This window comes from Streptomyces sp. NPDC087420, from assembly GCF_044744165.1.
Lineage (GTDB): Bacteria > Actinomycetota > Actinomycetes > Streptomycetales > Streptomycetaceae > Streptomyces.
On record NZ_JBIUXU010000007.1, the window covers coordinates 276,822 to 296,251 of the forward strand.

General features: G+C 68.1%; 11 protein-coding genes. 2 read left to right on the forward strand and 9 right to left on the reverse strand.

The features are described 5' to 3' along the window. Positions 1 to 144: 144 nt before the first annotated feature. The 8 genes from dxs to ngcE all read right to left on the reverse strand — a co-directional run bounded on the left by dxs (position 145) and on the right by ngcE (position 10,867). The gene (dxs, locus tag ACIO1C_RS16585) at positions 145 to 2,058 is read right to left on the reverse strand and encodes a 1-deoxy-D-xylulose-5-phosphate synthase (protein WP_401863734.1); all 1,914 of its coding nucleotides are present in this window, start codon (positions 2,056 to 2,058) and stop codon (positions 145 to 147) included. Positions 2,059 to 2,255: 197 nt separating this feature from the next. Beyond that, positions 2,256 to 3,569, reverse strand: a complete 1,314-nt coding sequence (locus ACIO1C_RS16590; protein ID WP_401863737.1) for a sugar ABC transporter permease — start codon at positions 3,567 to 3,569, stop codon at positions 2,256 to 2,258. Continuing rightward, the gene (locus tag ACIO1C_RS16595) at positions 3,566 to 4,354 is read right to left on the reverse strand and encodes an ATP-binding cassette domain-containing protein (protein WP_327233853.1); all 789 of its coding nucleotides are present in this window, start codon (positions 4,352 to 4,354) and stop codon (positions 3,566 to 3,568) included. Before ACIO1C_RS16595 ends, ACIO1C_RS16590 begins: the two co-directional genes overlap by 4 nt. A gap of 208 nt (positions 4,355 to 4,562) precedes the next feature. Continuing rightward, positions 4,563 to 5,663, reverse strand: a complete 1,101-nt coding sequence (locus ACIO1C_RS16600; RefSeq protein WP_401864149.1) for a substrate-binding domain-containing protein — start codon at positions 5,661 to 5,663, stop codon at positions 4,563 to 4,565. Positions 5,664 to 5,796: 133 nt separating this feature from the next. After that, positions 5,797 to 6,996 carry an ROK family protein gene (locus ACIO1C_RS16605; protein ID WP_401863740.1) on the reverse strand — a complete coding sequence of 400 codons (1,200 nt, stop codon included), beginning with the start codon at positions 6,994 to 6,996 and terminating at the stop codon, positions 5,797 to 5,799. Between the two features lie 494 nt (positions 6,997 to 7,490). Continuing rightward, positions 7,491 to 8,408: a carbohydrate ABC transporter permease gene (locus ACIO1C_RS16610; protein ID WP_327233855.1), complete on the reverse strand. Its 918-nt coding sequence runs from the start codon at positions 8,406 to 8,408 to the stop codon at positions 7,491 to 7,493. Continuing rightward, positions 8,408 to 9,331, reverse strand: a complete 924-nt coding sequence (locus ACIO1C_RS16615; protein ID WP_401863743.1) for a carbohydrate ABC transporter permease — start codon at positions 9,329 to 9,331, stop codon at positions 8,408 to 8,410. Before ACIO1C_RS16615 ends, ACIO1C_RS16610 begins: the two co-directional genes overlap by 1 nt. Positions 9,332 to 9,418: 87 nt before the next feature. Then, entirely contained in the window at positions 9,419 to 10,867 is a 1,449-nt protein-coding gene (gene ngcE / locus ACIO1C_RS16620; protein WP_401863745.1) for an N-acetylglucosamine/diacetylchitobiose ABC transporter substrate-binding protein, read from the reverse strand. Positions 10,868 to 11,369: 502 nt separating this feature from the next. Here ngcE and ACIO1C_RS16625 point away from each other — a divergent pair. Both ACIO1C_RS16625 and ACIO1C_RS16630 read left to right on the forward strand, forming a co-directional pair. Beyond that, positions 11,370 to 15,209: a GH92 family glycosyl hydrolase gene (locus tag ACIO1C_RS16625; protein WP_401863748.1), complete on the forward strand. Its 3,840-nt coding sequence runs from the start codon at positions 11,370 to 11,372 to the stop codon at positions 15,207 to 15,209. Positions 15,210 to 15,404: 195 nt separating this feature from the next. Continuing rightward, positions 15,405 to 16,451: an alcohol dehydrogenase catalytic domain-containing protein gene (locus ACIO1C_RS16630; protein ID WP_401863750.1), complete on the forward strand. Its 1,047-nt coding sequence runs from the start codon at positions 15,405 to 15,407 to the stop codon at positions 16,449 to 16,451. Between the two features lie 105 nt (positions 16,452 to 16,556). Here the strand turns inward: ACIO1C_RS16630 and acnA are convergent, their stop codons facing one another. Then, positions 16,557 to 19,271 (reverse strand): aconitate hydratase AcnA, encoded by a 2,715-nt coding sequence (gene acnA, locus ACIO1C_RS16635; RefSeq protein WP_401863753.1) that lies wholly within the window; start codon positions 19,269 to 19,271, stop codon positions 16,557 to 16,559. Between the last annotated feature and the right edge of the window lie 159 nt (positions 19,272 to 19,430).

Sequence of the window (19,430 nt, forward strand, 5' to 3'; positions counted from 1 at the left end):
GGTACCCCCCGGCCGGGCGTTTTCCCCCCGCCCGGGCGGGTCGGACCGCCTCGATGGGGCGGTCCGACCGGCCCTGGAACCGTCGGATCCGGCGCGCGCCCGGCCCTCGCGGGCCGGGTCCGGCCGCTCGGCCGCGCGGGCCGTTCAGTCGCGGGCGACCTCGGTGGGCGAGTCCACCAGCCGGCCGTCCAACTTCGCGACCAGGCCGGTGACCTGGCGGGCGATGTCCGGGGCGGTCAGCCCGATCTCGGCGAGGACCTCCTTGCGGGACGCGTGGTCCAGGAAGCGCGGCGGGATGCCGAAGTCCCGCAGCGGTACGTCGACCCCGGCGTCGCGCAGTGCCTGGGCGATCGCCGAACCGACGCCGCCGACGCGGCTGTTGTCCTCGACCGTGACCACCACGCGGTGCTGCTCGGCGAGCGGGACGAGGGCCTCGTCGACGGGCTTGACCCAGCGCGGGTCGACCACCGTCGTCGTGATGCCCTGCTTGTCGAGGAGATCGGCGATCTCCAGGCACATCGGGGCGAGCGCGCCGACGGAGACCAGCAGCACGTCGGCCGTGCCCTCGTCGGTCCTGCGCAGGATGTCGATCCCGCCGACCCGGGCGACGGCGGCCACCGCCGGGCCGACCGCGCCCTTGGAGAAGCGGACCACGGTCGGCGCGTCGTCCACGGCGACGGCCTCGCGCAGCTGGGAGCGGACCTGGTCGGCGTCGCGGGGCGCGGCGATGCGCAGGCCGGGGACACACTGGAGGATCGACATGTCCCACATGCCATTGTGCGAGGCGCCGTCGGTACCGGTGATACCCGCCCGGTCCAGGACGAACGTCACTCCGCAGCGGTGCAGCGCGACGTCCATGAGCACCTGGTCGAAGGCGCGGTTGAGGAAGGTCGCGTAGACGGCGAAGACGGGGTGCAGCCCGCCGGTGGCCAGGCCCGCCGCGGAGGTCGCCCCGTGCTGCTCGGCGATGCCGACGTCGTACACCCGGTCGGGGAAGGTCTTGGCGAACGCGGCGAGGCCGACCGGCTGGAGCATCGCGGCGGTGATGGCGACGATGTCCGGGCGTTCCGTGCCGAGTTTGACCATCTCCTCGCCGAACACCGAGGTCCAGTCCATCCCGGCGGCGGCGATGGGCAGGCCGGTGTCGGGGTGGATGGGGCCGATGCCGTGGAAGCGGTCGGCCTCGTCCTGCTCGGCCGGCTTGTAGCCGCGGCCCTTCTCGGTCAGGCAGTGCACGATGACGGGGCCGCCGAAACGCTTCGCCCGCAGGAGCGCGGACTCCAGCGCCTCGATGTCGTGTCCGTCGATCGGGCCGACGTACTTGAGGCCGAGGTCCTCGAACATGCCCTGGGGGGCGATGAAGTCCTTGAGGCCCTTCTTCGCGCCGTGCAGGGTCTCGTAGAGCGGCCGGCCGACGACCGGGGTGCGCTCCAGGAGGTCCTTGCCGCGGGCCAGGAACCGTTCGTACCCGTCGGTGGTCCGCAGGGTCGCGAGGTGGTTCGCGAGGCCGCCGATGGTCGGCGCGTACGAGCGCTCGTTGTCGTTGACCACGATGACGAGCGGGCGGTCCTTGGCGGCGGCGATGTTGTTCAGCGCCTCCCAGGCCATGCCGCCGGTGAGCGCGCCGTCACCGATGACGGCGACGACGTGGTCGTCCTTCCTCAGCACCTGGTTGGCCTTGGCGAGTCCGTCCGCCCAGCCCAGCACGGTGGAGGCGTGGGAGTTCTCGATGACGTCGTGGTCGGACTCCGCGCGGGAGGGGTAGCCGGAGAGCCCGCCCTTGCTCTTGAGCCGGGAGAAGTCCTGGCGCCCGGTGAGCAGCTTGTGCACGTAGGACTGGTGGCCCGTGTCGAAGAGGACACGGTCCTTCGGGGACTCGAACACGCGGTGCAGGGCGATGGTCAGCTCGACCACACCGAGGTTGGGTCCGAGGTGGCCACCGGTCTTGGAGACCGCGTCCACGAGAAAGGACCGGATCTCTCCGGCCAACTGGTCCAGCTGCTCCGGGCCGAGCCGGTCCAGATCGCGCGGTCCCCTGATGTGGGTCAGCAACGCCACCCGTGCCTCCTTGGGTTTGAGCTGGTCGAGCTTGCCGATCCGCCGAGTCTAATGTTCCGCTCGCGCACTCCGTGGGCGGGCTCTGCGTTGTATGTCACCCGATCGGCTGTATGTACGTCATATCTGCGGCACCCGGAACACGGCTGTGCCCGGCACCCGGGGTCCGGGTGCCGGGCACGGGCCCGCGGGAACCGCGGTCAGGCGCGACCCGCCGTCTTCTGCGTCTTCCGGGTGACCGAGTCGATGACGACCGTGAGCAGAAGCACGCCACCCGTGATCATGTACACCACGGGCGTGGCGATGCCTTCGAGGGCCAGGCCGTACTGGATCGACGTGATGACCATGACACCGAGAAGCGCGTTCCAGGTGCGTCCCCGGCCGCCGAAGAGGCTGGTGCCACCGATGACGGCCGCCGCGATGGCGTTCATCAGCAGGTCGCCGGTACCGGCGCCCTGGTTGGCGGCGGCGACCTTGGAGGCCAGGAACAGACCACCGATGGCGGCGAAGCCACCGGCGATCGCGTAGACCGAGATCCGGACCATGGTGACGTTGATACCGGCACGGCGGGAGGCCTCGACGCTGCCACCGAGCGCGAAGATCTTCCGGCCGTAGACGGTACGGCGGAGCACGAAGTCGGTCACGACGAGGACGATGAGGAAGATGAGCAGGGCGAGGGGAAGGCCCTTAGACTGGTTGAACATGAACGCGGCGACGAAGGCCACGATCGCGAGTACGACGGTGCGGGCCACGGTCTCGCTGAACGGACGCGACGGCACGCCGGCCGCCTCACGGCGCCGGTTCTCGAAGAACGACGTGGCGAAGAAGACGACCACCGCGGCGATCGCGACACCGTAGGCGACCGCGACGTCCGAGAAGTAGTACGAGGTCAGCTTGCCGACCACGCCGTTCCGGTCGATGTTGATGGTGCCGTTGTCGCCGAGCAGCTGGAGCATGAAGCCCAGCCAGAAGAGCAGACCGGCCAGGGTGACGGCGAACGCCGGGGCCCCGATGCGGGCGAAGAAGAAGCCGTGGATCGCGCCGATCACCGCACCGCTGACGATCGCGGTCAGGACGGCCAGCCACTCGTTGACGCCGTGGGTGACGCTCATCACCGCGACGATCGCGCCCGACACACCACTCACCGAGCCGACCGACAGGTCGATCTCGCCGAGCAGCAGGACGAAGACGATACCGACCGCGATCATGCCTGTGCCGACCATGGCCACGGATATGTCGGAGAGGTTGCCGGCGGAGAGGAACGCCGAGTTCAGGCTCTGGAAGACCACGCAGATGATGATCAGTCCGACGATGACCGGCAGGGAGCCCAGGTCACCGGCGCGGATCTTGCGCTTGAACTCCGAGATGTACCCGCCGAAGCCCTGTTCCCGTACGAGCAGCCGCGGGTCCACCACGGCGACCGCGCCGGCCGCCGCGCCAGGTGTCCCGACCGCGGTCTGCCCGGCCGGACTCGTGCCGTCCGAGGCCGTTGTGGAGGCCTTGTCGATAGTCACTTCTGAACCTCCACATTGCGCGACGCCCGCCGGGTCACGGCGTTGTCCGTGGCACCGGTGATGGCGGCGATGATCTCTTCCTGCGACGTGGTCTTGACGTCGAAGACACCGTTGTTGGTGCCCAGCCGGAGCACGGCCACCTTGTCGGCGACGGCCTTGACGTCCGCCATGTTGTGGCTGATGAGGAGCACGGCGAGGCCGCGGTCCCGCAGCCGCTCGACCAGGTCGAGCACCTGGGCCGTCTGCTCGACGCCCAGCGCGGCGGTCGGCTCGTCGAGGATCACGAGCTTGGGCTCGCCGAGCATGGAGCGGGCGATCGCCACGGTCTGGCGCTGCCCGCCGGAGAGGGAGGCGATGGGGATACGGACGCTGGGTATCCGGATCGACAGCGTGTCGAGGAGCTCGCGCGAGCGGCGCTCCATCTCGACCTCGTCGAGCACGCCCCAGCGACGGAGCTCACGGCCGAGGAAGAGGTTCCCGACGACGTCGATGTTGTCGGCCAGCGAGAGATCCTGGTAGACGGTCGCGACGCCGAGACGCTGGGCGTCGTGGGGGCGTCCGATCGAGACGGGGTTGCCTTCCCACTCGATGACACCGTCATCGATGGGGTGGACACCGGCAATGGTCTTCACCAGCGTCGATTTACCGGCTCCGTTGTCGCCCACCAGGGCGAGCACTTCACCGGCGTGGACCTCAAGCTCAACATCGGTGAGCGCCTGGACGGCACCGAATCGCTTGGAGACCCCTCGCAACGCCAACACGGGCGTAGCGGTCACGTGAACCATCTCCTTCGCCGCCTGACCGGCGGGGATGCCGCGCCTGGGGGGAGGCGCGGTGGTCGAGCAGAAGAGAACAGACAAAAAGGGCCGCGAGGCCGGCGGCCTGGTGAAGCGTTCCGTCCGGCACCTCGCCCCGCCTGCGGGGCTGAATGAAGAGCGAGGTGCCGGACAGGCTTTCACCGGAAGCAGGTCACCGGGCGGACCCGGTGAGGACCTACTTCACGCCGGCGGCGTCACAGGCGGCCTTGAACTGCGCGGTGCAGATCTCCTGGACCGAGTACAGGCCGTCCTTGACGACGGTGTCGTTGATGTTGGCCTTGGTCAGCGAGACGACCGGGACCAGCACCGACGGCACGCCCTTGGTGGTGGGGCTGTCGACCGTGGTCTTGGTGATCGAGTCGAGCTTCTCGCCCTTGGCCAGCGCGACCGCCATCTGCGCGGCGATGTCCGCCTCCTGGCCGTACGGCTTGTAGACGCTCATGAACTGCGTGCCCGAGACGATGCGCTGCACGCCCGCGAGCTCGGCGTCCTGGCCGGTGACCGGGGGGAGCTTCTTGAGGTTGGCACTCTGGAGGGCGGTGATGATACCGCCGGCCATGCCGTCGTTGGCCGAGTAGACGCCGACGATCTTGTCCTTGCCGAGGGCCGAGATCGCCGCCTCCATGTTGGCGTTGGCGTTCTCCGGCTTCCACTCCTTGGTGTCGTACTCCTTGCCGATCTTCACCTTGCCGTCGAGCACCGAGTGGGCGCCCTTCTTGAACAGGGCGGCGTTCGGGTCGGTGATGGCACCGTTCATCATGACGATGTCGCCCTTGGACGCGTTGGCGCCCAGCTCGTCCAGGAGCGCCTTGCCCTGGACCCTGCCGACCTCTTCGTTGTCGAAGGAGGTGTAGGCGTCGATCGGGCCTTCCGCCAGACGGTCGTAGGCGACGATGGGTATACCGGCGTCCTTGGCCTTCTGCACCGAACCCGCGATGGCCTTGGAGTCCACCGCGTCCACGATCAGCACGTTGACCTTGTTGGTGATCATCGTGTCGACCTGCTGGTTCTGCAGCGAGGCGTCCTGCTTGGCGTTGGCGTAGACGATCTTGCCCTTGCCGTTGGTCAGCTCCGAGATCTTCTTCTCGATCAGCGGCCGGTCGAGCTTCTCGTACCGCGCGGTCTGGTTCTCCGGAAGGAGCAGCCCGACCTTGATCGCGTCTGTCTTGACAGTCTTGGGGGCGTCCGCCTTGTCGCCGGACTCCTTGGCACTACCACAGGCGGCGAGAGAAACAGCCATCGCGGTGGCTGCGGCAGCCACGGCGGCACGACGCATGTTCGCGTTCACTTCAGAAACCTCCCTGACGAGGCCGCGTCGTTGCGGCCGAGGTGGCTGGAAGTCAACTCGCCCCTGGGGCCGACGTCAAGGAGTAAATCCTTAACGAGATGACAACGGTGCCATTTGTTATCTAAGTGAAGGCAGGCGTAGCGACCGGCAGAGCGTTCTCAATTAGGGACGAATCGCCCATTTCGCTCAACACCAGGGCCAGTGCGCCCAGTACTTCCGCCCGGCTGCCGAGCGCCCCGGGGAGCACCGAGAGCTGTCGCGCCGCGCTCGGGATCGCGTACCGGGAGACCGACTCCCTTATCGGCCCGAGCACCAGCTCCCCAGCCTCCGCCAAATCACCGCCGAGTACCACCCGGCTGGGGTTCAGGAGGTTGCACAGATTGGCCACCCCGCTGCCGATGTGGCGGCCCACGTCGCCCACCACCCGGCGGCAGCCCGGGTCGCCGTCCCTGGCGAGCTGGACCACCCGCTCCATGGTGAGGTCGGCGCCGTGGCTCGACTGGAGGAGGGGCAGCACGTAGCGGGCCGCCGTGAAGGTCTCCAGGCAGCCCCGGTTGCCGCAGCGGCAGACCGGCCCCGACTCGTCCAGCGTGATGTGCCCGATCTCCCCCGCCGTACCGCCGGGCCCCCGGTAGATCTGGCCGTCTATGACCAGCCCCGCGCCGACCCCGCTGGCGACCTTGATGTACGCCAGGTCCCTGACCCCGCGTCCGCTCCCCCACACCAGCTCGCCGAGCGCGCCGAGGTTGGCGTCGTTGTCGACGTACACCGGCACCCCCAGGCGCGCGGCCAGCTCCTCGCTGGGGTTGATCCCGGTCCAGCCCGGCAGGATCGAGGTGGAGCCGAGCGTGCCCGACTCGACGTCGATGGGCCCGGGCACGCCGAGCCCCACGCCGATCACCTTCTGGCGGTTGACGCCGGTGGTCACGATCAGCCGCTCGACCAGTTCCTCGGCCCGGCCGAAACCCTGCGCCGAGGAGGCGTCCACGTCCAGCGGCTCGGACTCCTCCGCGAGCACCTGATGCGCCAGATTCCCCACGGCCACCCGTAGATGGGTGTGGCCGAAGTCCACTCCGATGACGATGCCGGCGTCCCCGCTGAGCGAGACGCTGCGGGCCCGGCGGCCGCCCGCGGAGGTGGGCGTCACCTCGACGGTGCCGCCTTCCTTCAGCTCCCGGACGATGTTGGAGACCGTCGCCGCCGACAGGCCCGTACTCCTGGCGATCTCCGCCTGGGTGAGCGCGCCCGCCATGCGTACCGCACGTACGACCCTTTCGAGGTTGGCCCGGTGCAGCGACGACTGCGACCCTGGAGTCTCCACGACTCATCCACTCCCGCCCTTGGCGGACGGCACGACGACCGTCCCCCGGCCGGGGCCGCGCCAATGAGACCCCGACGTATCTCCAACTTGTGAAGCCTAAGCTCAGCCTTTCGGGCGGTCCCCCGTCAAGACCTTGAACGGGGCCGGACCCTGGCCGAGTTCACGGAGTGACCGGGTCCGACCACCTCTGATCCGCCGTCGGATCATGCGGCGCCTGGGCCGCGTGACCTTGGGGCCCCATCCGCCGGGGAGCGTTCCTCCTTTGCGTTTCCCGGCCCCGTGGCCGGTTCCAGCGGCGATATTCGGACACCGAAGGAGACATATCCCTCACGTGGGACGCGCCTGTACGGGGGCAGCGGAAAGGGCCCCGGCGTCTGCCGGGGCCCTTCCACCGCGTCACGGGTACGGATGCTGTACGGATGCGGAACCGTTATCTCCGCGCGCGGAACCGTTACTTGAGCGTGACCGCCACGCGCGAGCGCCACATGCGAGCGCTACTTGAGCGCGCCCGCCGTCAGCCCCGCCACCACCTGGCGCTGGAAGATGATGTACGCCCCGAGCACCGGGAGCATCGCCATCACGAGGCCGGCGAAGAGACCGGACCAGTCCCCCTTGTAGCCCTGGCTGCTCGCGAGCTGTACGAGCCCCTGGGTGAGCACCTTCTTGTCCGGGTCGGTGTTGAGCACCGTGGGCAGGAGGTACTGGTTCCACTGGCCGAGGAAGTTGAAGATGCCGACGCTGATCAGGCCTGGCTTGGCCATCGGCAGCATCACCTGGAAGAACGTCCGCGTGTGCGAGGCCCCGTCGATGATCGCCGCCTCCGCGACCGACGTGGGCAGCGTCTTGAAGAACGACGTCAGGAAGAACACCGTGAACGGCAGTGAGTAGGCGATGTACACCAGGATCAGGCCGTGGATGGTGTTCAGCAGGCCCAGGTTGTTCATGACGTAGAACAGCGGCACGAGCGCCAGGATGACGGGGAAGCTCATCCCTCCCACGAACAGGAAGTAGATGAAGCGGTTGCCCGGGAACTCGAAACGCGCCAGGACGTACGCGGCCATCGAGCCGAGCAGCAGCGTGCCGACGAGCGAACCGGCCACCACCAGGATGGTGTTGAGGAAGTAGTCGCTCATGTGGGCCTGGGTCCAGGCGCGCGACCAGTTCTCGAAGTGCAGCTTGTCCGGCAGCGCCCACGGCGAGGTCAGGATCGACTTGTCGTCCTTGAAGGACGTCATCACCGCCCAGAGCAGCGGCAGCACCACCAGGACGGACCAGATGACCAGGACGCCGTGCGAGAAGACGTTGAGGACGCCACCGCTGCGGTCCTTGCCGGCGGGCGCCGCCTGCTTCTTGACGACCGGCCGCGCCTCGACGGTCTCGGCGGGAGGAGGAGGGGTGTCAGTGGTCTTCATCAGAACTCCAGCCGCTCACGCCGACCCAGCCGCATCACGACGGCGGAGAAGATCAGCGTGACGATGAGAAGGGCGACACCGATCGTGGTCGCGTATCCGGCCTGACCGTCACGGAACGCCTTCTGGTAGACGAGCAACGTCAGCACACTGGTGGAACCGTCCGGCCCGCCGGGGCCGACGGTGATGATCTGGACGACGGCGAAGGACTCCGCACCCAGGGCGAGGATGCCCATGTAGACCCAGCCCGACTGCACGGTGTCCCACAGCAGCGGCAGGGTGATGCGGAAGAAGGTGGTGATCCGGCTGGCGCCGTCCAGCAGCGCCGCCTCGTAGAAGTCCTTGGGGATGGAGGCCATGCCCGCGGAGAACAGGACGACGAAGAAGCCGACCTGGCTCCAGACCAGCACGGCCATCACGCACCACAGCGCGAGGTCCGGGTCGCCCAGCCACTCCGGCTGGACACTGCCCAGGCCCACCCCGCCGAGGGCGGAGTTGATCAGACCGCTGTTCGGGTTGTACGCGAACTGGAAGAGCAGCGCGACGATCGCGATCGAGAGCACCTGCGGGAAGAAGTAGACGATCTTGTAGAAGCCCGAGCCGCGGACCCCGGCGATCGCCGCTCCCTTTTTACGGCGTCCTCCCACGTTCAGCATGAACGAGAAGAACAGCGCGAGACCCAGCACGACGACGGGCAGCAGCAGCGCGAGGAGAACGCTGTGCTGCAACGACTTCCAGAAGGTGTCGTCGTCCAGCAGACGGGAATAGTTCCCGAAGCCGACCATCTTGAAGTCGGGGCTCAGACCGGTCCAGTCCGTGAACGAATAGTAGATGGACTGAATGAATGGCCAAATGACGAAAATGGTGTACATCGCCAAGGGGACCACCAAAAATCCCACGATGAACCGGTACTTGCCGTGTTGCATGTCTCCCGACCCCGAATCCTCGGCGGGTGCCGCCGTACTGCCTTGGGGAACCGGAAGCCCCGGTGGGGCTTCCGGTCACGTCCGCTCCTACTGGTGCTTGTAGTGCTTGATCGAGGTGTCCTTGGCGGCTTCGTCCGCGAAGCCCTGGGCCTTCTTGACGGCCTCGGCCGGCGTGATGCGGCCGGCCATCAGCTCACCGAGGACACCGGTACCGATCTTCTCCTTCTGGAGAGCCACGTACCAGTCCTGAAGCCGCGGGTTGAGCACGTTGTCACCCGCGAGCTTCAGCGCGTCGACACCCGACTGCATCGCGGTCGAGAGGGTCAGCCCGTCCGTGCCGCCGTTGTACGCGCTCAGGGACTTCACCTTGGTGGTGAAGTTCTTCGACGCGGCCTCGCTCAGCATGACGCGCAGCTGCTCCATGCCACCCTGCGGGTTCGGGGCCTTCGCCGGCACGATGAACGGCTCACCGCCGCCCGCCCAGATGGTGCCGAACGGCAGCTTGTCCGAGCTGTCCAGGCTGGACGGCGCGGCCACCTTCATCTGGAAGTCCTTCGGCGTGGTCTTCGCCGCCTCGTTCTCGACCCAGGAGCCGTTCGGGATGAACAGCGCCTTGCCCTCGGTCCACGCGGTCTGCGACTGGATGTGGTCGATACCGGGGGTGCCCTTGAGGATGTAGCCCTTCTTGAACAGCTCGTAGTACGCCTCGAAGGCGGACTTCACGGCCGGGTTCTTCCAGGCGTTGGGCTCGAGGTTGTCGATCGCGTCGAGGACCTCGCGGCCACCGATCTTGCCGATGAACGGGTAGAGCGAGAACGGGATGTAGTACGGGTACTTGCCCGCGTACGTCCAGCCCGCGATGCCCTTCTTCTTGGCCTTCGCGCAGAGGGCCAGCATCGCGTCCCAGTCCTGGGGGTACTCCGCGTCGAGGTTGTCGAGCGCGGTCTGCGAGTACCACACGCCGTACACGGTGTAGGCGTAGTTCATGATCCAGACGGGCTCGCCGTCGTACTGGCCCATCTCGACGATGCCGGGCCGCAGGGTGTCGCGGACCTTCTTCGCCGGGTCGTCGATCGACGGCGCGTCGAGCAGCGGCGTGAGGTCGGTCAGCTGCTTCTTGCCGACCAGGACGCCCATGTCCATCTGCTCGGCGCCCGAGTTGTCGATCAGGTCCGGCGGGGTACCGCCGTTGAACCGGGGCGACAGCTCGGACTGGATCTTCTGCGTCGAAGAGAACTTGACCTTCGCCTTCGGGTACGCCTTCTCGAACAGCGCGACCGAGTCCTTCGCGTACTCCGTACCGAACCCTCCGTCGAACAGGACGAAGTCGAGCGGCGCCGTCTCGTTCACCCCGAGCGGGTTCTGGGCGGACGTCTTGCCCTTCTCGACCTTCTTGTCGGTCCCGCTGTCGCTGCTCGCGCACGAAGCCAGGAAGCCCATCGTCGGGACGGTGATCAGGCCGATCGCTGCGGATCGCTTGATCACGTCTCGACGGCCGAGGCCCTCGTTGGTGTGCTGAGCGGAGGTGGATCCCATGCTCAAGTCCTCGCCTTCTCCAGGACTCAGGCGGTGTACCGGTCGCCCGTCCTTCTCGTCTGAGGCGAAGGGCCCCGCCACCGCGGTCAAATGAAGCTGGGTCGTGCAGGATTGTGGTGCTCGAATACAGAGAGAACGGCCTGAATGGCCGGTCGGATGCGGGCAGAGCCCTCCCCGCCGTCCCCGGTTCCCCCTGATCCGCCCGCCGCTTGAAACCTCGCGGGCCGGTGTCCGACAGGTATAGTCCACTTGCCGCCGGGGGAGCAAGATCGAAAGCAGGTTTGGGCGGCAGTCTTTCCCTAGTTGAGACCTCGCGGATATGTGAGCCGGTGGTGTCCTCATTCGACCACGACGGCTTCTTCGAAATGACCGAGTCTCAGCCACTCCCGTCCCCGACACACCTTCAACACCCTTGACACCATCCCGGAGTTGCCTCCTACTGGACCGCGCGTGTCTTGTTTGACAACGTTGTCCAGCTTGGTTTCGCAGGAGGAAACTCGGTATGCAGGAGAGATCTGACCCCCGGCGCAGACAATGGCACGCGGCCGCCCTCGTGGCGACCGCGTCGCTGCTCGTCCTGACGGCTCCGTCCGCCGCCACCGCACAGACCGCCCGGCCGACTCCGGCGGAAAGGGAATTCACCTCCTCTTTCGAGGCGGACGAATCCCAGCCGGACTGGCGCAACACCGTAGAAGTCGGACCCGGTGGTGAGAAACGGGCATCAGGGGTCGACGGCGGCTTCAACGCCGGTATCCCCGGCAATGTCACCGACCAGGTGACCGAAGTCCGCGCCAGCGCCGAGAACACGGGCGGGGGCGAGACCAAGGAGAACCTGGTCGACGTCACACCCGGTACGAAGTGGCTCGCCTTTGAATCGACCGCCTGGCTCGAATTCGACCTGGCGGAGCCGGTCAAGGTGGTCACCTACGCCCTGACCTCGGCGAACGACCACGCGGAGCGCGATCCCGAGGACTGGACGCTCCAGGGCTCGGCCGACGGGAAGGAGTGGAAGGACCTCGACTCCCGCACCGGTGAGACCTTCGCGGAGCGCTTTCAGACTAAATCGTATGAATTCGACAATCCCACCGCGTACGCGCATTACCGGCTGAACATCGCCGCGAACAACGGCGGTTCCGACATCACCCAGCTGGCGGACGTCCAGTTCTCCGACGGGGACACCACCCCGCCGGCGCCCGCGGAGATGCGTACCCAGGTCGACCGCGGCCCGTCCGGTTCGCCGACCGCCAAGTCCGGCGCCGGGTTCACCGGCACCCGGGCGCTGAAGTACGCCGGTACGCACCAGCCCGAGGGGCGCGCGTACTCGTACAACAAGGTCTTCGACGTCAACACGGCGGTACGGCGCGACACCGCGCTCTCGTACCGGATCTACCCGTCCCTCCCGGAGACCGACCTCAACTACCCGGCGACCAACGTCGCGGTGGACCTGGCCTTCACGGACGGCACGTACCTCAGCGACCTCAAGGCGCTCGACTCGCACGGCGGGCTGCTGACCCCGCAGGGCCAGGGCGCCGCCAAGCGCCTGTACGTCAACCAGTGGAACCAGGTCGACGCCCGGATCGGCTCGGTCGCCGCCGGCAAGACCGTGGACCGCGTCCTGGTGGCGTACGACGCCCCCAAGGGCCCCGGGAAGTTCCAGGGCTGGATCGACGACATCACCCTGGCGCCCAAGGCTCCGGAGAAGCGGCTCGCGCACGTGTCGGACTACGCGTCCACGGTCCGCGGGACCAACTCCAGCGGTTCGTTCTCGCGCGGCAACACCTTCCCGGCGACCGCCGTGCCCAACGGCTTCAACTTCTGGACGCCGGTGACCAACGCCGGTTCCGACAGCTGGCTGTACGAATACGCCCGCGCGAACAACGCCGACAACCTGCCCACGCTCCAGGCGTTCAGCGCCAGCCACGAGCCGAGCCCCTGGATGGGCGACCGGCAGACCTTCCAGCTGATGCCGTCCGTCGCGGCCGGCGTCCCGGACCCGGACCGCGCCGAGCGGGCGCTGCCCTTCCGGCACGAGAACGAGACCGCGAAGCCGCACTACTACGGAGTCACGTTCGAGAACGGCCTCAAGGCCGAGATGACCCCGACCGACCACGCGGCGATGATGCGGTTCACCTACCCCGGTGACGACGCCAGCATCGTGTTCGACAACATTTCGAACGCGGGTGGGCTGACCCTCGATCCGGCGACCGACTCCTTCACCGGCTTCTCGGACGTCAAGAGCGGTCTGTCGACCGGCGCCACCCGGCTTTTCGTATACGGCGTCTTCGACGCCCCCGTCACGGCGAGCGGCAAGCTCACCGGCGGCGGACGGGACGACGTCACCGGCTACCTGCGCTTCGACGCGGGAGCGGACCGTACCGTCGGACTGCGGCTCGCGACGTCGCTGATCAGCGTCGACCAGGCGAAGAAGAACCTCGCCGACGAGATCCCCGCCGGCACCCGCTTCGAGAAGGTCGAGAGCGGCGCCCAGAAGGCGTGGGACTCCCTGCTGGGCCGGATCGAGGTGGAGGGCGCGGACCACGACCAGCTGACGTCCCTGTACTCCAGCCTCTACCGGCTCTACCTGTACCCGAACTCGGGTTTCGAGAACACCGGCACGAAGTCCCGGCCGAAGCAGCAGTACGCCAGCCCCTTCTCGCCGCAGACCGGGCCCGACACGCCGACGCAGACCGGCGCGAAGATCGTGGACGGTGAGGTGTACGTCAACAATGGCTTCTGGGACACCTACCGGACGACATGGCCCGCGTACTCCTTCCTCACCCCGAAGAAGGCGGGGAAGCTCGTCGACGGGTTCGTCCAGCAGTACAAGGACGGCGGCTGGATCTCCCGCTGGTCCTCCCCCGGGTACGCCGACCTGATGACCGGCACCAGCTCGGACGTGGCCTTCGCCGACGCGTACGTCAAGGGCGTCGACTTCGACGCGGAGACGGCGTACGAGGCGGCGCTCAAGAACGCGACCGTGGCGCCCCCCATGTCGGGTGTGGGCCGCAAGGGCATGGAGACGTCGCCGTTCCTCGGCTACGCCTCCACGGAGACCCATGAGGGCCTCTCCTGGTCGCTGGAGGGCTACCTCAACGACTACGGCCTGGCGGAGATGGGCCAGGCGCTCTACAAGAAGACGAAGAAGGCGCGCTACAAGGAGGAGTCCGAGTACTTCCTCAACCGCGCCCAGAACTACGTCTCGCTCTTCGACACCCAGGCCGGCTTCTTCCAGGGCCGTAACCTCAAGGGCGACTGGCGGGTGCCGTCGGCCACCTACGACCCGCGGATCTGGGGGTACGACTACACCGAGACGAACGGCTGGGGCTACGCCTTCACCGCGCCGCAGGACAGCCGCGGTCTGGCCAACCTGTACGGCGGCCGGGCCGGACTCGGCGAGAAGCTCGACACGTACTTCTCGACGCCGGAGACGGCCGGGGCCGAGTTCGTCGGCTCGTACGGCGGGGTCATCCACGAGATGACGGAGGCGCGCGACGTCCGGATGGGCATGTACGGCCACTCCAACCAGGTCGCCCACCACGTCACGTACATGTACAACGCGGCCTCGCAGCCGTGGAAGACGCAGGAGAAGGTCCGCGAGGTCCTCTCCCGGCTCTACACCGGCAGTGAGATCGGCCAGGGTTACCACGGCGACGAGGACAACGGCGAGCAGTCGGCCTGGTACCTCTTCTCCTCCCTCGGCTTCTACCCGCTGGTGATGGGCAGTGGGGAGTACGCGATCGGCTCGCCGCTCTTCACGAAGACGACGGTGCACCTGGAGAACGGCCGCGACCTGGTCGTCAAGGCGCCGAAGAACAGCGCGAAGAACATCTACGTCCAGGGCCTGAAGGTCAACGGCAAGACCTGGAACTCCACCTCCCTGCCGCACGACGTGCTGGAGAAGGGCGGAGTGCTGGAGTTCGCCATGGGGTCAAAGCCCTCCACGTGGGGGACGGGCGCGAAGGCGGCCCCGGTCTCGATCACGAAGGACGACAAGGTGCCGGCGCCGCGCACGGACGCGCTGACCGCGTCGGGCCCGCTCTTCGACAACTCCTCCCGCACGGAGGCCCCTGTCGAGTCGGTGGACCTGCCGGTGGCGTCGTCCACGCGGGCGGTGCAGTACACGCTGACGTCGGCCAAGGCCGCGACGGCTCCGGCCGGCTGGCGGCTGGAGGGCTCGGCCGACGGCACGACGTGGAAGACCCTGGACACGCGGACGGGTGAGACCTTCGCGTGGGACAAGCAGACGCGGGCGTTCACGGTGCCGCGTCCGGGGTCGTACACGCACTACCGGCTGGTGACGGACGGTCAGGCGGCACTGGCGGAGGTGGAACTGCTGCGCTGACGCACCGGAGGACGGAACTTTCGAGCGAGGACGGGTCATCGGCACACGCCGGTGGCCCGTCCGGCGTTCGGGGGCGGCCGTTCGTGCGGCGAGCGCTCGGGTGGCGGCCATTCGTGCGGCGAGCGCTCGGGTGGCGGGCGGCTCCCGTCCGGCGCACAGTGGAAGTGGTGTGCTTCCACGCAGAGGGGACTGGCGATGACCCTCACCGGTCGGGATGTGAACCGTGTGGTGCTCGTGTCGGAGCCGGGCGGCCCGTTCAGCGTCACCGAGACCGCCGTACCCGAGCCCGGCCCCGGCGAGGTCCGGGTCGCCGTGGAGGCGTGCGGGATCTGCCATTCGGACGTGTCGATCATCGAGGGGTGGCTGCCGGGGACGGCGTTCCCCCTCACACCGGGCCACGAGATCGCCGGGCGGATCGAGGCGGTGGGTGACGGAGTCACCGGCGTACGGAAGGGGCAGCGCGTCGCGTGCGGCTACATCGCGGGCACCTGTGGGCACTGCGAGGCGTGCCGCTCGGGGGACACGGTGAACTGTGTGGAGGCGAAGACCCCGGGCATCTCGTACCCCGGCGGTTTCGCCGACACGGTGGTGCTCCCGGTGAGCGCCCTCTCCATGATCCCCGACGGGCTGGCGTCGGCGGACGCGGCGGCGCTGGCGTGCGCGGGCCTGAGCGCCTTCAACGCGCTGCGCAACAGCGCGGCCAGGCCGGGCGACCTTGTCGCGGTGCAGGGACTCGGCGGAGTGGGACACCTGGCGGTGCGGATCGCGGCCCGGATGGGCTTCGAGACGGTGGCGGTCGCGCGAGGCAGGGAGAAGGCCCGGCTCGCGGTCGATCTGGGCGCCGACCACTACATCGACAGTACGGAACAGGACGTCGCGGAGACGCTGACGGAGTACGGCGGCGGCTACGGCGGCGCCAAGGTTGTCGTCTCGACGGTCACCGACGCGGCGGCCACGACGTCGGCCCTGGGCGGTCTGGGCCGCCGGGGCGAGCTCGTCCTCGTCGGGATCTCCGCGGAGGATCTGCGGATCAGCGGCTGGGAGCTGATCGGCGGTACGAAGAAGATCTACGGCCTGATCTCGGGGACGACGCTGGACCGCGAGGAGATGTTCCGCTTCGCGGTCAGGACGGGGATCCGGCCGTGGACGGAGCAGCTGCCCCTGGAAGAGGTGAGCACGGCCTACGCGAGGATGCTGGCGGGCGAGGCGCGCTTCCGCATGGTGCTGACCACTGGGGCGTGAGGACAGGCCTGAGGACAGGGCCTGAGGACTCGGCCCAAGGACACGGCAGGGCCCCGGCTTCACGCCGGGGCCCTGCCTTCTGGGTCCTACCTGGCCTGCTGGGTCCTACTTGCGGATCAGGCTGCGGAGCACGTACTGCATGATGCCGCCGTTGCGGTAGTAGTCCGCCTCGCCGGGGGTGTCGATACGGACGACCGCGTCGAACTCGACGCCCGTGTCCGTGGTGACCTTGACCGTGCGCGGGGTGGTTCCGTTGTTCAGCTCCGTCACGCCGGTGAAGGAGAAGGTCTCCTCACCGGTCAGCCCGAGGGTCGACGCGGAGGCGCCTTCCGGGTACTGGAGCGGGAGGACGCCCATGCCGATCAGGTTCGAGCGGTGGATGCGCTCGTACGACTCGGCGATGACGGCCTTCACACCGAGCAGCGCGGTGCCCTTCGCGGCCCAGTCGCGGGACGAGCCCGAGCCGTACTCCTTGCCCGCCAGGACGACCAGCGGGACGCCGGCGGCCTGGTAGTTCTGGGAGGCGTCGTAGATGAAGGAGACCGGGCCGCCCTCGGCGGTGAAGTCGCGGGTGTAGCCGCCCTCGGTGCCCGGCGCGATCTGGTTGCGCAGGCGGATGTTGGCGAACGTGCCGCGGATCATGACCTCGTGGTTGCCGCGGCGGGAGCCGTACGAGTTGAAGTCGCGGCGCTCGACGCTGTGTTCCGTGAGGTACTTGCCGGCCGGGGTGTCGGCCTTGATCGCGCCGGCCGGGGAGATGTGGTCGGTGGTGACCGAGTCGCCCAGCTTGGCGAGCACCCGCGCGCCCGCGATGTCGGCGACCGGGGTCGTCTCCATCGTCATGCCGTCGAAGTAGGGGGGCTTGCGGACGTAGGTGGACTGCGGGTCCCACTCGAAGGTGTTGCCGGTGGGGATGGACAGCGCCTTCCACTGCTCGTCGCCCGCGAAGACGTCCTTGTACGAGTCGGTGAACATGTCCTGGCCGATCGCGGAGGCGACGACCTCGTTGACCTCGGCCTCGGTGGGCCAGATGTCTTCCAGGTGGACCGGCTTGCCGTCCTGGTCGGTGCCGATCGCGTCCCGCGTGATGTCCACCTTCATGGAGCCCGCGATGGCGTAGGCGACGACCAGCGGCGGGGAGGCCAGGTAGTTCATCTTCACGTCGGGGTTGATGCGACCCTCGAAGTTGCGGTTGCCGGAGAGCACGGCCGCGACCGCGAGGTCGGCCTCGTTGACCGCCTTCGAGATCTCCTCGTCCAGCGGGCCCGAGTTGCCGATGCAGGTCGTGCAGCCGTAACCGACCAGGTTGAAGCCGAGCTTGTCGAGGTACGGCGTGAGGCCGGCCTTGTCGAAGTAGTCGGTGACGACCTTGGAGCCGGGGGCGAGGGTGGTCTTGACCCACGGCTTGCGGGTCAGGCCCTTCTCGACGGCCTTCTTGGCGACGAGCGCGGCGGCGACCATCACGTACGGGTTGGACGTGTTGGTGCAGGAGGTGATCGCGGCGACGGTGACCGCGCCGTGGTCGATCTCGTACGTCGAGCCGTCCGGGGTGGTGACCAGGGTCGGCTTGGTGGGCACGCCGTTGCTGCTGGCCGGGGAGTCCGAGGCCGGGAAGGACTCCTTGCCCGCCTCCTCGTCGTCCGTGACGTAGTTCTTCACGTCGTGGGCGAACTGGGCCTTGGCGTCGGCGAGGACGATGCGGTCCTGCGGGCGCTTGGGGCCGGCGATGGAGGGGACGACCGTGGAGAGGTCGAGCTCCAGCCGCTCGGAGAAGTCGGGCTCGGCGGCCGGGTCCAGCCAGAGGCCCTGCTCCTTGGCGTACGCCTCGACCAGCGCGACCTGCTGGTCGGAACGGCCGGTGAGCTTCAGGTACTTGATGGTCTCGTCGTCGATCGGGAAGATCGCGGCGGTGGAGCCGAACTCCGGCGACATGTTGCCGATGGTGGCGCGGTTGGCCAGCGAGGTGGCGGCGACGCCCTCCCCGTAGAACTCCACGAACTTGCCGACGACGCCGTGCTTGCGCAGCATCTCGGTGATGGTGAGGACGAGGTCCGTGGCGGTGGTGCCCGGGGTCAGCTCGCCGGTCAGCTTGAAGCCGACGACGCGCGGGATGAGCATCGAGACGGGCTGGCCGAGCATGGCCGCCTCGGCCTCGATCCCGCCGACGCCCCAGCCCAGCACACCGAGGCCGTTGACCATGGTGGTGTGCGAGTCGGTGCCGACGAGGGTGTCGGGGTACGCCTGGCCGTTGCGGACCATGACCGTACGGGCCAGGTGCTCGATGTTGACCTGGTGGACGATGCCGGTGCCGGGCGGGACGACCTTGAACTCGTCGAAGGCGGTCTGGCCCCAGCGCAGGAACTGGTAGCGCTCCTTGTTGCGGCCGTACTCCAGCTCCACGTTCTGCGCGAACGAGTCCGGCGTACCGAACTTGTCGGCGATCACGGAGTGGTCGATGACCAGCTCGGCCGGGGCCAGCGGGTTGATCTTCGCCGGGTCACCGCCCAGCTCCTTGACGGCCTCACGCATGGTGGCGAGGTCGACCACGCAGGGCACCCCGGTGAAGTCCTGCATGATCACGCGGGCCGGCGTGAACTGGATCTCCTGGCTCGGCTGGGCCTGGGAGTCCCAGCCCCCCACGGAGCGGATGTGGTCGGCGGTGATGTTCGCGCCGTCCTCGGTGCGGAGCAGGTTCTCCAGCAGCACCTTCAGGCTGTACGGGAGGCGCTCGGAGCCCTCGACCTTGTCCAGCTTGAAGATCTCGTACGACTCGTCACCCACGCGCAGCGTGCTGCGGGCGTCGAAGCTGTTCGCCGACACGACAGTCTCCTTCATCAATGTGCGCGTTCTACCGCGCCGTACCTCAGGTGCGGCAACCGCCGCGTGATGCCGCCACGACCCCTCGCCGATCCGCTAAGGTAAGACTTACTAAGGTAACCCTCACCGGTCGGGCGACTCCGGTACGCCTTCGGCATATAT

Coding starts and splice junctions, on each gene's coding strand:
- ngcE (WP_401863745.1), bottom strand. CDS start 10,867: ATGGGATCCACCTCCGCTCAGCACACCAACGAGGGCCTCGGCCGTCGA.
- ACIO1C_RS16625 (WP_401863748.1), top strand. CDS start 11,370: ATGCAGGAGAGATCTGACCCCCGGCGCAGACAATGGCACGCGGCCGCC.
- ACIO1C_RS16610 (WP_327233855.1), bottom strand. CDS start 8,408: ATGAAGACCACTGACACCCCTCCTCCTCCCGCCGAGACCGTCGAGGCG.
- ACIO1C_RS16595 (WP_327233853.1), bottom strand. CDS start 4,354: ATGGTTCACGTGACCGCTACGCCCGTGTTGGCGTTGCGAGGGGTCTCC.
- ACIO1C_RS16600 (WP_401864149.1), bottom strand. CDS start 5,663: ATGCGTCGTGCCGCCGTGGCTGCCGCAGCCACCGCGATGGCTGTTTCT.
- ACIO1C_RS16630 (WP_401863750.1), top strand. CDS start 15,405: ATGACCCTCACCGGTCGGGATGTGAACCGTGTGGTGCTCGTGTCGGAG.
- ACIO1C_RS16615 (WP_401863743.1), bottom strand. CDS start 9,331: ATGCAACACGGCAAGTACCGGTTCATCGTGGGATTTTTGGTGGTCCCC.